This is a genomic window from Streptomyces sp. NPDC020379 (assembly GCF_044387105.1).
Classification (GTDB): Bacteria; Actinomycetota; Actinomycetes; order Streptomycetales; family Streptomycetaceae; genus Streptomyces.
On the sequence record NZ_JBIRVR010000018.1, the window covers coordinates 124,083 to 137,364 of the forward strand.

Genomic DNA, 13,282 nt, shown 5'->3' on the forward strand with positions numbered 1-13,282 from the left:
TCCCTGCATTTTATCGCCAATGTCCCCTTTTGCCACCCGAATGGGGGTAGTTCGTATCTGGCTATATCCGATGTGGTGGCTTCTGTTTCGACAGGTCACGCTGGGGAAACCCGGGCATCGCATTCCGGACGCGTGAGCCGGTGGCGCCCTCGGGTGGACCAGGGGAACAGCGTGCGAAAGGAAGCCGTCGTGGAACAGCTGAAGACGCAGGGCGACCACGTGCCGGGCCGGTCGGAGGGCCGGGAGGAGACCGTGGGGGCCCGCCGTGCCGCGCCGCGGGAGACACCCGAGACCACCACCGAGGAGGTCGACGCGGAGTCGCACATCATCCGCGGCGTGGACTGACGCGGCCACGGCTGAGGCCACGACCGGCGCGGCCACGACCGGGGCGGCCACGGCGGCCGGGGGGCCGGACGGCCCCTCCGGCCGTGCTCAGGCCCGTACGGGCACGAAGCGCACGGGCGTGCCGGGCGCGGCCTGCGCCGCGGCGGCCAGCGCCGGCTCGGGGACGACGCCGACGACGGGATAGCCGCCGGTCGTCGGGTGATCGGCGAGGAAGACCACCGGGCGCCCGTCCGGCGGCACCTGGACGGCGCCGAGGACCATCCCCTCGCTGGGGAGTTCACCCTCCCGGGCGCGGGCCAGGGCGGGCCCCTCCGTCCGCAGGCCGATGCGGTTGCTCGCAGGGGAGACGCGGTGACCGCCGCCGGAGAGCGTGCGCCGCGCGTCGGCGGTGAACCAGTCGTCGCGCGGGCCGAGTACCAGCGGGAGGACCAGCCCGCCGGACGGCGGCCCGGCCCAGGGCACCGCGTCGGCGCCCTCGGAGGGCCCCTGGGGCGCGCCGAGGGGCAGCGTCGCGCCCTCCGTGAGGGGCTCGGGCCCGAGGCCCGACAGCAGGTCCCGGGAGCGGCTGCCGAGCACGGGCGGCACGGCCACACCGCCGCCGAAGGCCACGTACGCGCGCACCCCGCCGACGGCGGGACCGACGTCCAGGACGGCGCCCGCGGGCACCCGCACGGCCGCGCCCCACGCCACCGGGCGTCCGTCGACCCGCACCGCGCAGGGCGTGCCCGCCACCGCCACGGTCACCGCCCGGTCCGGCCGCACCGCGCAGCCGTTGACGGTGGTCTCCAGCGTGGCGCACTCCGGGGGATTGCCCACGAGGCGGTTGGCGAGCCGGTGCGCGGGCCGGTCGAGGGCGCCGGAGAGTCCCACGCCGAGGTGCGCGTGGCCGGGTCTGCCGAGGTCCTGGACGGTCGTCAGGGCGCCGGGCCGGACGACGGTGAGGGCGCCGCTCACGCGACCACCTCGAAGCGCACGCGCGTGCCGGGCGAGAGCAGCGCCGCCGGTTCGCGCGCGACGTCCCACAGCACCGCGTCCGTACGGCCGATGAGCTGCCAGCCGCCGGGGGAGGAGCGCGGATAGAGGCCGGTGTACGTGCCGGCCAGGCCGACGGACCCGGCGGGGACGGCCGTGCGCGGGGTGGCCCGGCGCGGCACGCGCAGCCGCTCCGGTAGCCCGCTCAGATAGCCGAAGCCGGGCGCGAACCCGTAGAACGCCACCCGGAATTCGAGGCCGGAGTGGATCTCCGCGACCTCCTGCTCCGCGACGCCCCACAGCGCCGCGACCTCGGCGAGGTCCTCGCCGTCGTAGCGGACCGGCAGCACCACCGGGGTGCCCTCGGCGGCCGCGAGCGGCGGCACGCTCCAGCGCGCGAGGTCCGCGGCGAGGGCCCGCGGCTCGGCCAGGCCGTCCAGCAGGACGGTGCGTGCCGCGGGGACGATCTCGCGTACGGGCGGGAGGGTGCCCGCGGCGCGGCGGCGCAGCAGTTCGGCGTGGAGCGCCTGGGCGTCGTCGCCGGTGGCGACCTCCACGAGCAGCGCGTGCCGCCCGACGGGCAGGGCGCGCAGCTCCATGGCGGGCGTGCTCACGCGAACGCCTCCACCCGCACGCCCGCGGCCTCCAGGGCGGCGCGGACCCGGCGGGCGTTGCCGGCGGCGCCGGGGGTGTCGCCGTGCAGGCACAGCGAGCGGGCCCGTACGGTCACGTCCTCGCCGGTGAGGGCGGTGACGGTGGCCGAGCGGGCCATCCGCACCGACCGGGCGACGACCGCCTCGGGGTCGAGGACCACGGCGCCGGGCGTGCGCCGCGGGACGAGCGACCCGGCGGCGGTGTACGCGCGGTCGGCGAACGCCTCGGTGACCACCGGCAGTCCGGCCTCCGCGGCCGCCTCGTGCAACCGCGAGCCGGGCAGGCCGAGTACGGGCAGGGCGCCGCCCGCCCGCAGCACACCCGCCGCGACGGCCCGCGCCTGTTCGGCGTCGGTGACCGTGCGGTTGTAGAGCGCGCCGTGCGGCTTCACATAGCTGACGTCCGAACCGGCCGCCCGCGCGAAGACGCGCAGCGCGCCGATCTGATAGGTGACCTCGTCGGCGAGCTCGTCCGGGGGCACGTCCATGGCGCGCCGCCCGAAGCCCGCGAGGTCGTGGTAGGAGACCTGGGCGCCGATGCGGACGCCGAGTTCGGCCGCGCGCTCGCACACCCGGCGCATGGTGGAGGGGTCACCCGCGTGGAAGCCGCAGGCGACGTTGGCGCTGGTGACGACGGACAACAGGGCCTCGTCGTCGGTCAGCTGCCAGCGCCCGAAGCCCTCGCCGAGGTCGGCGTTGAGGTCGAGGACGGGGCGGGGGTCGGTGTCGTGCTCCGGTCCGGTCATGAGGCGGCCTCCCGCATCGTGTCGAGGATGAGGCGGCACGCGTCATCCAGATAGGTGGTCAACTCGGCCTCGGCGCGGCCGTGGTCGCCGTTCTCCAGCAGCGTCGCGAGCGAGCGGTTGCGCAGCAGGAACGGCTCGTGGAAGCGGCGGGGCGAGGGCATCGTGTGGAAGGCCAGGCGCAGTTCGGCGAGCAGCAGGTCCATCGCGGAGTCGATGCGGGCGCTGCCGCTGAGGGCGGCGAGCGCCCGGTGGAAGCTGAGGTCGGCCGAGGCCACCTGGGGCCAGTCGCCGGCGGCGGCGGCGCGCTCGCCCCGGGCGACGGCGCCGGTGACCGCGGCGCGCAGGGCGGGGGCCGCGCTCGCGGCGGCCCGGACCCCGGCGGTTTCCAGGGCCGCGCGCACGCGGTAGATGTCCGTGACGTCGGTGGGCTCCAGGACCCGTACGAAGACGCCGCGGTTGAGCCGGTGCACGACCAGGCTCTCGTGGACGAGCAGCCGGAACGCCTCGCGCAGGGTGTTGCGCGAGACCCCGAGCTCCCGGCCGAGCGCCTCCTCCGACAGCTGGGTGCCGGGCGGCAGGCCGCCGCCCTCGATGCGGTCGCGGAGCGTGTCGGCCACGCGCTGGGCGGTGGACAGTGCCATGGCGTCCCCCATGGTTCGACGGGTGTGACGGGCGGTGCGGAGCCGGGGCGTGCGAGGCGCGGGGTTCAAGGGCGGATCGGGACCGGCGGGCGTTGCGGAATCGTGAGTCAAGCCTCTTGAGGATTGTTCAACAATATCTTAGCCTCCTCGCCAAGTTGCCTCACTCGTTCGAATGAGGTCCGGGCACCCGGAAGGCAGGGCGCATGATCGTTCTCCTCGGCGTCCTCGTGGTCGTCATCGGCTTCGCCACGAGACGCAATCCCCTGCTGGTGGTCGGCGGCGCCGGCATCGCCACCGGCCTTCTCGGCGGCCTGTCGCCCCAGCGGGTCCTCGCCGCCTTCGGCGAGGGATTCGCCTCCAGCCGCCCGGTGACGATCTTCGTGATCACCCTCCCGGTCATCGGCCTCCTGGAGCGCCACGGCCTCCAGGAACAGGCCCGCGGCCTGATATCCCGCTTCGGCTCGCTCACCACCGGCCGCTTCCTCGCCCTCTACCTCCTGATGCGCCAGCTCACCGCCGCCCTCGGTCTCAACAGCGTCTTCGGGCAGGCCCAGACCGTCCGCCCGCTCGCCGCCCCCATGGCGGAGGGCGCGGCCGAGCGCCTGCACGGGCCGCTGCCGGACAAGGTCCGCGAGAAGGTGCGCTCCTTCGCCGCCAGCGCCGACAACGTCGGCCTCTTCTTCGGCGAGGACGTCTTCCTGGCCGTCGGCTCGATCCTGCTGATCACCGGCTTCGTCAACACCACCTACCACACCCACCTGGAACCGCTCGACCTCGCGCTGTGGGCCGTGCCCACCGCCCTGTGCGCCCTCGCCGTCCACGGCTGGCGGCTGCTGCGCCTGGACCGCACGCTCGCCCGCACGACGATGACCGGCAAGCCGGCGGGAGCCGTCAAGTGATCAAGGCAGAGTGGTTCTACTGGCTGGTCGGCGCCATCTTCCTGCTGATGGCCGCCCAGATGCTCAGCGACCGCACCAACCCCAGGCGCCATGGCACCGCCGCCTTCTGGGGCCTCCTCGGCCTCGGCTTCGTCTACGGCACCTGGGTGGCCGACAAGTCGGCACCCGCCGAACCCCTGGGCGCCGCCGTCCTCGCCATGGTCTGCCTCGCCGGATTCGGCTTCACCGGCCGCGGCACGGCCCGTACGACCACCCCCGGGCAGCGGGCGGCGAGCGCGCGGCGCCTGGGCGGCAAGCTCTTCGTCCCGGCGCTCACCATCCCCGTCGTCGCCCTGATCTGCGCCGTCGGCGTCAAGAAGCTCTCCGTGGGCGGGCAGCCCGTCCTCCAGAAGGGCAGTGAGACGATCCTCGGCCTCGGGATCGGCGCGGTCGTCGCCCTCGCCGTCGGCATGGCGCTGCTGGGCGAGAGGAAGCTCTCCACCCCCGTGCACGCCGGGCGCTCCATCCTGGAGACGATGGGCTGGGCCATGCTGCTGCCGCAGCTGCTCGCCACCCTCGGCACGATCTTCTCCGTCGCCGGGGTCGGCGACCAGGTCCGCAGGATCACCACGGCCGTGCTCCCCGACCACTCCCTCTACCTCGCGGTCGTCGTCTACTGCGTGGGGATGTTCCTCTTCACCGTCGTCATGGGCAACGGCTTCGCCGCCTTCCCCGTCATGACCGCCGCGGTCGGCTGGCCGGTCCTCGTCGTGCAGGAGCACGGCAGCGCGCCCGCCGTCCTCGCCATCGGCATGCTGGCCGGATTCTGCGGCACCCTGGTCACGCCCATGGCCGCCAACTACAACGTCGTACCCGCCGCCCTGCTGGAACTCAAGGACCAGTACGGCCCCATCAAGGCTCAACTCCCCACCGCGGTCGCCCTGCTCGGCTGCAACATCGTGATCATGTCCCTGTTCGCCTTCTGACGATGTCCACGAACCCCAGCGGAGGAGCGGCCATGACCCGGGTGCTGCTGACCGGATTCGAACCCTTCGGCGGAGAGGCCGTCAACCCGTCCTGGCAGGCCGTCCGGGCCGCCGCCGAGCACCCGCCCGAGGGCGTCGAACTGAGCGTCGCCCAACTGCCCTGCGTCTTCGGCTCCGCCCTCGACGCCCTGCGCGCGGCCGTCGCCGCCACCGGCCCCGACGTCGTGCTCTGCGTCGGCCAGGCCGGCGGCCGCCCCGACGTCACCGTCGAACGTATCGCCGTCAACCTGGACGACGCCCGCATCCCCGACAACGCCGGCGCGCGGCCGCTCGACGAACCGGTCGTCCCGGGCGGCCCGGCCGCCTACTTCGCCACCCTCCCCGTCAAGGCGTGCGTCGCCGCCGTACGCGAAGCGGGCCTGCCCGCCTCCCTCTCCCACACCGCCGGGACCTTCGTCTGCAACCACGTCTTCTACGGGCTGATGCACCTCGCGGCGACCGAACACCCGGGACTGCGCGGCGGGTTCGTGCACGTGCCGTACGCGCCGGAACAGGTCACCGACCGGGCGCTGCCGTCACTCCCCGTGGCCGCCACAGCCGCGGCGCTGCGTGTGATCGCGATCACCGCCGCCGGGCGCGACCAGGACATCCGCGTGGCCGGCGGCATCACACACTAGGACGGTACGGGCATTTCACCCGTGCCGTTTCGTCCGTTGTCGGTGTGACCGCCTACTCTGTGCGACGTGACTTCTCCAGCCCCGGCGGCCGTTCCGCCCCAGCTCAACGGGCCCCCGCGCCCAGCCCCGGGCCCCGCCGCCGACGAGGGCCTGGCCCGCAGGCTCCGCGCGCTCGCCTGCACCGCGCCCCTGCACGACCTCGACGCGCGCAAGGCCAACCTGGCCGGGGAGTACGGCGGCTACGCCATGGCCGAGGTGGCGCTCGCCGCCATCGACCTCGTCACGCTCAACATGGACTTCGACACCGGCGCCGACCACGAGCAGATAGTGTCCCGGCTGCTCCCGCGCGTCGGCGCCCAGGCACCCGGCCGCCCCGCGGCCGAGCACGAGCGCGTCGCCCGGTGGGTCCTGGAGAACCTCATCAACGTCGGCAGCGTCGACCGGGGCTTCCGCGCCGTCTACGGCACCTTCGGCGCCGACGGCGCGTACGTCCGCCGCGACTACGACTTCAAGCTCATCGAAGAGGTCCCCGGCCACGGCGGCACGGTCTTCCTGCGCACCACCGACGAAGCGGTCAACGTCCTCGTCGGAGCCCTCGACACCGACGTCACCAGCGCCCAGATCGCCGCCGAGGTGAAGCTGGAGGTCCTCATCAGCCGGGGCCGCCTCGCCGACGCCCAGCTCGCCGCCGAACAGGCCCGCTACCGCACCGTGCAGTACGCCGAGACCCTCCGCAAGACCCTTGACGCCACCCGGCGCAACGTCCGCGCCGTCGACTGGCTGCGCACCGTCCCCGACATGATCGCCGAGGCGCTCGACCACGTCGCCGACCGCTACCGCCACGAGAACGCGATCCTCACCAACATCCGCAAGGCACGCGACGAGGCGGAGGACCCCGAGCACAAGCGCCGCGCCGCCGAGCTCGTCGACATCGTCAAGGACTGCATCCGCCGCCACACCCAGCTCCAGTCCAGGCTGCTGGAGGCCGGCCCCCTCTTCCGCGCCGAACAGGACCGGCAGGCGTTCGCCCCCTCCGCCACCGGCTCCGGACTCGACCTCTACGGCCAGCTCCTCGCACCCCTCCTGCCGCTCCCCGTGGAACAGGCCGGGCGGGTGACCGACGCCTTCTTCGCCAAGGGCACGGGCCTGCGCACCCCCGCGTCCGTGCGCGTCGGCGACCTCGTCGAGCTGCTGCTCACCCCGCCCGTGGAGCGCGAGCACCTCGGCGCGGAGATGCCCGAACCCGACCTCATCACCACCCCCGACGACAGCCGCTTCAGCGAGGCGCAGCTCGCGAGCGCCATGGAACTGCTCGACCTGCCGGCCGACGCACCCCGCCGCCTGTCCGGACTGCTCGCCGAGGCGCGCCGCGCCGACCCCGAACTGCCCTACCTCGTCGCCCTCCTGGCCGTCCACGCCGCGAGCCCGCCCGTCGGCACCGCCTACCGCCAAGGCGAGCCGACCCTCCTCTTCGCCGTCGACGACGGCACGGAGCTCGACGACCCGGAGTTCGGCGGCGCCGACCTCATCGTCGGCAAGGCCCTGCTCGACGCGGCCGGCATGGCGGCGGACCGCGAGGCGGCGTCATGAGCGGGTCCGCCGGAGCGCCCCGCCGCACCCGGCCGGCCGTCAACCCGCAGCAGCACTCACAGGAGCAGCAACCGTGACCGAGTACGACATCGACGACGCGGCACAGCCGGAGCCCGCCGCCGACGGCGAGGCCCCCGCCCCCAGCGGCAGCGTCACCCCCGCCGACGCGGCCGACGCCGCCCGGCTGATCGCGTTCGGGCTCCAGCCCAAGCTCCAGCCCGCCCGCGACGCGGAATACACCGAGCTGCTGCGCCGCCACCGCGACGACCCCGCCTTCGCGCGCCTCGCCGACGCCGTCGCCGCCGGCCTCGGGCTCGTCGTCCTGGAGGTCTCCACCCGCGCCGGCATGGCCGTCACCGCTGCCGAGGACTCCGTCTTCGCCGTTCGGATGGGCGACTACGCCCGCCGCGCGACCGTCGACTCCGCCGACCGCTTCCTGCACGGCCTCGCCCACCTCGCGGTCGCCGCCATGGCCTTCCCCCGCCCCGAGGACCTCGCCGACGACGGCTACATCGGCCGTGTCACCGTCAACGGCATCGACGCCTTCGTCCGCCAGGCGTGCCGCAGGCTGGAGGAACGCGCCGCGGAACAGGGCGAGAACACCGACCCCACCAGCGACGCCCCCGGCCTGGAAGCCGCGTGGCGCGTCTACGCCCGCCGCAGCGCCACCGGCGCCACCAAGGACGCCCGCCGCCTCGCGGGCTCCACCACCGGCATCATCGCCAAGGCCGTCGCCTTCCTCGTCGACTCCGGCTTCCTCCAGCGCACCGGCGACGACGCCGGCGGCGCGTACCGCACCACGGCCCGCTACCAGCTCCAGGTCCGCGACATGGCGGGCACCGCCGCCATGTCCGAGCTGCTGGAACTGGGCATCGTGCCCGTCGGCGACGGCAGCCCGAGCCTGCTGCCGCCGGACGACGCCGACGCCCTCGACCTGGTGGCCGACGCCGGCCTGCCGTTCTTCGAGCACGGGGACACCACCCGGCGCTAGCCGGCAGCCTCCTGACCAACCGCCCGTCACGACAACGAGAGTCCGCCATGTACGAGCTGTCCCGGGTCCGCCTCTACTCCATCGGGCCCGCCGGTGCGCGCTACGCCGACACCGTGCTGGACCTGCGGGGAGTCGGCGCCCCGGTGCCCGACCCCGCGCCCGCGCAGGCGGAGTTCTTCGAGGACGAGCCCACCGGCCCGCCCCGCCGCCCCGCACCCGCGGGCGTGCTCTTCCTGGAGAACGGCGGCGGCAAGTCCGTCCTCCTCAAGCTGATCTTCTCGGTCATGCTGCCCGGCCACCGCAACACCCTGGGCGGCGCCAGCTCCGGCGTGCTGCGCAAGTTCCTCCTCGCCGACGACTGCGGGCACGTCGCCCTGGAGTGGCAGCACGTCCTCACCGGCGAGTCCGTCGTCGTCGGCAAGGTCAGCGAGTGGCGCGGCCGCCAGGTCTCGGGCGACCCGCGGAAGTTCGCCGAGGCGTGGTACTCCTTCCGCCCCGGCCCGGGGCTCAGCCTCGACTCGCTGCCCGTCGCCGAGTCCACCGCCCTGCGCGCCGCCGACGGCGCCTCCGGCGCCCGCGGCCGCCGCCGCACGATGAAAGGCTTCCGCGACGCCCTCACCGAGGCCGGCAAGGCGTACCCCAACCTCGACGTGGTCTGGGAAGAGATCCACGAGCGCTGGAACGAACACCTCGGCGAGCTCGGCCTCGACCCCGAACTCTTCCGCTACCAGCGCGAGATGAACGCCGACGAGGGCGAGGCCGCCGGCCTCTTCGCCGTCAAGAACGACTCCGACTTCACCGACCTGCTCCTGCGGGCCGTCACCGACACCCGCGACACCGACGGCCTCGCCGACCTCGTGCACGGCTTCGCCCACAAGCTGGGCCGCAGGGCCGAGCTGACCGCCGAACGGGACTTCACCGCCGGCTCCCTCGACCTGCTCTCCCGCATCGCCGACGCCGCCGTCAAACGCGACCAGGCCCGCGGCGTGCACGCGGGCGCCGAGCGCCGCACCCGCGCCCTCGCCCGCACGCTGTCCGCGCGCGGCACCGAGGAGCGCGGCCGCACCGCCGAACTGGCCGAACAGGTCGCCGCCGCCGCGCACGCCGTCACCGACGCCGAGAGCGAGCGCGGCCGCCGCTCCCTGGTCGCCGCCGAGATCGCCTACCGGCACGCCTCCCTGGCGCTCGCCGCCGCCGAGAAGGCCGCCGCCGCCCAGCGCCGCGAGCTCAACGACGCCCGCACCCTGCACTCCGCGTGGCAGGCCGCCGAGACCGTCCTGCGCCACCGCGCCGCCGCCGACCGCTCCGCGCGCGTGGCCGCCGCCATCCGCGAGGCCGAGCGCGACGCCGCCCCCGCCCTCGCCGCCCGCGCCCAGGCCGCCACCGATCTCGTACGCGCCCTCAACAGCGCCGCCGACGAAGGCGAGCGGGTCGCCAACGAGGAGGAGGAGCGCTCCGCCGCGCTCCAGGAGGCCGGCGAGGCCGCCCACCGCGACGCCACCGCCGCCGCCACCGAGGCCCAGCGCGCCCGCAGCGAGGCCGGTCACCTGCGCCAGCGCCTGGCCGAGGTCGAGCAGGAGACCGCCGAGGCCGTCCGCGCCGGCTGGCTCGACGACACCGCCCCCGACGCCGACCCCGCCCGCGCCGCGCTCGCCGCGAGCGACGCCGAGAAGCCGGCCGTCGCGGCCTACGAGGCGGCCCGCGAGAGCGCCCGGCAGTCCGCCGAGCAGGCCAAGGAGGCGGCCGCCGCACTGGCCGGCACGGAACTCGCCGCCGCCCGCGCCGCCGACGCCGCCACCGCCGCCGAAGCCGCCTACGACGCCGAGCGCCGCGCCGCCGAGGCCCTCGGCGCCGAGCAGCGGCTCATCGAACTGCTGGGCCTGCCCGAGCCCATGGCCTCCGGCCAGGTGCCGGGCCAGCGCGGCGCCGCCCCCGGACAGGAGAGCGGCAGCGGCGAACGCCCGCCCGCCCCGCGCCGCTCCGCCGAGGGCACCGGCCCCGGCGGCGGAACCGCCGCGGGCGCGTTTGACGGCGCGCGCCGCCAGGCGACGGGCCCCCTCACCGCCGAGGAGGTGGACCGCAACGCCGAGGCCCTGCGCGAGATGCTCGACGAGAGCGTCGCCATCTCCGAACGGCAGATGTTCGACCTGCGCACCGCCGCCGCCGACGACGCCCGGATCCTGGGCGCGCTCGGCGACGGCGGGCTGCTGCCCCCCAGCGCCGACGTGCTGGCCACCGTGGAGTATCTGGGCGAGCACGGCATCCCCGCCCTGCCCGGCTGGCGCTACCTCGCCCAGGCCGTCGACCCGGCCGACCACGCCGCCGTGCTCGCCGCCCGCCCCGAACTCGTCGACGGCGTCGTCATCACCGACGCCGACTCGCACACCCGGGCCCGCGAAGTCCTCGGCGCCGCCTCACTGCTGCCCCGCTCCGCCGTCGCCGTCGGCACCGCCGCCGCCCTGCTCGCCCCGCCGCCCGCGCGCGACGCCCAGGACCCCGGCGGCTCCGGCGTCTTCCTCGTGCCGCCGAACCCGGCCATGCACGACGAGCGCGCCGCCGACGACGAGCGCCACGCGCTGCGCGCCCGCGCCACGGCCCGGGACGAGGAGATCCGCGCCATAGCGGCACGCCTCGCCGGTGACCGCACCCTCGCCGCCCGGCTGACGTCGTGGCGCGCGGGCTGCCCGGCCGGCCGCCTCGCCGAGCTCGCCGCCGAGGCCGAGCGCGCCCGTACGGCCGCCGACACCGCCCACGAGCGGCTGGCCGAGCTGCGCACCGCCCGCGCCGAGGCCGAGGAGAGCGCCGCCGAGGCGGCCCGGGTGCGCGACGAACGCCAGGAGGTCGCCGCCCGCTCCCGCCGCGTCGCCGACGCCCTCGCCGGACTCGCCTACCGGCTCCGCGAGCGCGCCTCCTGGCAGACGCGCCTGCGCGAACTGGCCGAGGAGGCCGCCGAGTCCGAGGAGCGCGCCGCCGCGTACGTGGACCGGGCCCGCGCCGCCGACGAGGACCGCCGCGCCGCCCAGCGCGCGGCCGACGACGCGCGCCGCACCGCCCGCGCGCTGCGCGCCGAGCGCGCCGAGATCGCGGGCGCCCCCGACGACGTCTCCGACGCCGTGGAGCCGCCCACCGCCTCCCTGCCCGCCCTGCGCGAGGCGTACCGCGCCGCGTCCCAGCTCTACGAGAAGGTCGGCGTCGGCGCCGACCTGCGCGCAGAACAGGCCCGCGCCGAGAGCGACGAGAGCGCCGCCCTCGCCGAACTCGACCGCCTCACCAACAAGGTCCGCACCCGCGCCGCCCAGCTCCTGGAGGGCACCGACGGCGCCGACGGCCCCTCCCGCCAGGCCGCGGCCGCCCGCGCCGAACAGCTCGTCCAGATGCTGGAGACCCGCGCCTCCACCGCGAGCGAGCAGCTCGGCCGCCTCCGCGGCGAGGCCGAGCGCCTGGCGCCCGCCGACGGCGACGCGCACACCGAACTCCCCGAGGAGCTCGTGCCCGCCGACGCCGACCGGGCCAAGGAACTGCTGCGCACCGCCACCGCCGAACTCGCCGCGCGCACCGACGCGCTGGAGGCCGCCCGCCGGGCGCACGGCGACCTGCTGCGCGCCCACCGCGCCGCCGAGGACGCCGCCACCGGCTTCGACGACACCGCGGCCCTCCTGCGCGACCTGCTGCGCGACAACACCCCCGAGGAGGACGCCGAGGAGCCCGAGCCGTACACCGGCTCCCTGGAGGAGGCCCGGCAGGCCGCGGGCGAGGCCCGCCGCTCCCTGCGCGGCTGCGCCGGAGAGCTCTCGGCCGCCGAGGCCGCGGTCCGCGAGGCGAGCGACATCCTCGTGCGGCACGCCAACTCCACCCGCTACGAGCAGGTGCGCACCCCCGCCCGCCAGCAGATCCGCGAGCTGCCCGCCGCGGCCCTGCCCGAGCACGCGGCCGCCTGGGCCGAGGCGTTCGCGCCCCGGCTGCGGGTGCTGACCGACGAGCTTGAGCAGCTGGAGCGCAACCGCGACAGCATCGTCGACCGGTTGCGCGGACTCGTGGAGTCCTCGCTCACCACCCTGCGCTCCGCCCAGCGGCTCTCCCGGCTGCCCGAGGGCCTGGGGGAGTGGTCCGGCCAGGAGTTCCTGCGCATCCGCTTCGAGGACCCCGACCAGGCCACGCTCACCGAGCGCCTCGGCGAGGTCATCGACGAGGCGACCCGCTCCGCGGTCAAGCGCAACTCCGACCTGCGGCGCGACGGGATGTCCCTGCTGCTGCGGGGCGTCGCCGCCGCACTGCAGCCGCGCGGCGTCGCCGTCGAGATCCTCAAGCCGGACGCGGTGCTGCGCGCCGAGCGGGTGTCGGTCGGCCAGATGGGAGACGTCTTCTCCGGCGGACAGCTGCTGACCGCGGCCATCGCGCTGTACTGCACCATGGCGGCCCTGCGCAGCAACGACCGCGGCCGCGACAAGCAGCGGTACGCGGGCACGCTGTTCCTGGACAACCCGATCGGCCGTGCCAACGCCACCTATCTGCTGGAGCTCCAGCGGGCCGTCGCGGACGCGCTGGGCGTCCAGCTGCTCTACACCACCGGCCTGTTCGACACCACGGCCCTGGCGGAGTTCCCGCTGGTCATCCGGCTGCGCAACGACGCGGACCTCCGGGCGGGCCTGAAGTACATCAGCGTGGAGGAACACCTGCGCCCTGGCCTGCCACAGCAGCAGGACCCGGACGAGGAGCAGGTGCACGGGCAGATCACGGCCACCCGCATGTACCGCCGCCCGGCGGCGGAGGAGCAGGTGCCGGCGGGGGCGTGACCGGCGGCTT

11 protein-coding genes are annotated in these 13,282 nt (G+C 75.6%); 7 read left to right on the forward strand and 4 right to left on the reverse strand.

Going from position 1 to position 13,282, the window contains the following annotated elements:
* The first annotated feature begins 189 nt into the window (after positions 1-189).
* Positions 190-345, forward strand: coding sequence for a hypothetical protein (locus ACH427_RS23115; RefSeq protein ID WP_398871994.1), 156 nt, complete (start codon positions 190-192; stop codon positions 343-345).
* An 87-nt stretch (positions 346-432) separates the two neighbouring features.
* Here ACH427_RS23115 and ACH427_RS23120 read toward each other — a convergent pair whose 3' ends face one another.
* From ACH427_RS23120 to ACH427_RS23135, 4 genes are read right to left on the reverse strand one after another with little or no spacing between them, the layout of a single operon-like run.
* The gene (locus tag ACH427_RS23120) at positions 433-1,299 is read right to left on the reverse strand and encodes a biotin-dependent carboxyltransferase family protein (protein ID WP_398871996.1); all 867 of its coding nucleotides are present in this window, start codon (positions 1,297-1,299) and stop codon (positions 433-435) included.
* A complete protein-coding gene (gene pxpB, locus ACH427_RS23125; protein ID WP_398872055.1) occupies positions 1,296-1,916 on the reverse strand; it encodes a 5-oxoprolinase subunit PxpB in 621 nt (206 codons plus the stop codon). Before pxpB ends, ACH427_RS23120 begins: the two co-directional genes overlap by 4 nt.
* Positions 1,917-1,927: 11 nt before the next feature.
* The gene (locus ACH427_RS23130) at positions 1,928-2,716 is read right to left on the reverse strand and encodes a LamB/YcsF family protein (RefSeq protein ID WP_398871998.1); all 789 of its coding nucleotides are present in this window, start codon (positions 2,714-2,716) and stop codon (positions 1,928-1,930) included.
* Positions 2,713-3,357: a GntR family transcriptional regulator gene (locus ACH427_RS23135; RefSeq protein ID WP_398872000.1), complete on the reverse strand. Its 645-nt coding sequence runs from the start codon at positions 3,355-3,357 to the stop codon at positions 2,713-2,715. Before ACH427_RS23135 ends, ACH427_RS23130 begins: the two co-directional genes overlap by 4 nt.
* 203 nt (positions 3,358-3,560) lie before the next feature.
* Here ACH427_RS23135 and ACH427_RS23140 point away from each other — a divergent pair, with 203 nt between their 5' ends.
* From ACH427_RS23140 to ACH427_RS23165, 6 genes are all read left to right on the forward strand, one after another.
* On the forward strand, positions 3,561-4,256 hold the full coding sequence (locus tag ACH427_RS23140) for a DUF969 domain-containing protein (protein WP_398872002.1): 696 nt from the start codon (positions 3,561-3,563) through the stop codon (positions 4,254-4,256).
* The gene (locus ACH427_RS23145; protein WP_398872004.1) at positions 4,253-5,221 is read left to right on the forward strand and encodes a DUF979 domain-containing protein; all 969 of its coding nucleotides are present in this window, start codon (positions 4,253-4,255) and stop codon (positions 5,219-5,221) included. The genes ACH427_RS23140 and ACH427_RS23145 overlap by 4 nt, the downstream gene beginning before the upstream one ends.
* 32 nt (positions 5,222-5,253) lie before the next feature.
* Complete coding sequence (gene pcp / locus ACH427_RS23150; protein ID WP_398872006.1) at positions 5,254-5,898, forward strand: pyroglutamyl-peptidase I; 645 nt, start codon at positions 5,254-5,256, stop codon at positions 5,896-5,898.
* Positions 5,899-5,964: 66 nt separating this feature from the next.
* Positions 5,965-7,488 (forward strand): hypothetical protein, encoded by a 1,524-nt coding sequence (locus ACH427_RS23155; protein ID WP_398872008.1) that lies wholly within the window; start codon positions 5,965-5,967, stop codon positions 7,486-7,488.
* Positions 7,489-7,561: 73 nt separating this feature from the next.
* Entirely contained in the window at positions 7,562-8,479 is a 918-nt protein-coding gene (locus ACH427_RS23160) for a hypothetical protein (protein WP_398872010.1), read from the forward strand.
* 47 nt (positions 8,480-8,526) lie between these two features.
* Entirely contained in the window at positions 8,527-13,272 is a 4,746-nt protein-coding gene (locus ACH427_RS23165; protein ID WP_398872012.1) for a hypothetical protein, read from the forward strand.
* Positions 13,273-13,282: the final 10 nt, after the last annotated feature.

Excerpts from the sequence above, each read along its gene's own strand:
- pxpB (WP_398872055.1), bottom strand. The coding sequence starts at position 1,916 with ATGGAGCTGCGCGCCCTGCCCGTCGGGCGGCACGCGCTGCTCGTGGAG.
- ACH427_RS23130 (WP_398871998.1), bottom strand. The coding sequence starts at position 2,716 with ATGACCGGACCGGAGCACGACACCGACCCCCGCCCCGTCCTCGACCTC.
- ACH427_RS23135 (WP_398872000.1), bottom strand. The coding sequence starts at position 3,357 with ATGGCACTGTCCACCGCCCAGCGCGTGGCCGACACGCTCCGCGACCGC.
- ACH427_RS23140 (WP_398872002.1), top strand. The coding sequence starts at position 3,561 with ATGATCGTTCTCCTCGGCGTCCTCGTGGTCGTCATCGGCTTCGCCACG.
- pcp (WP_398872006.1), top strand. The coding sequence starts at position 5,254 with ATGACCCGGGTGCTGCTGACCGGATTCGAACCCTTCGGCGGAGAGGCC.
- ACH427_RS23165 (WP_398872012.1), top strand. The coding sequence starts at position 8,527 with ATGTACGAGCTGTCCCGGGTCCGCCTCTACTCCATCGGGCCCGCCGGT.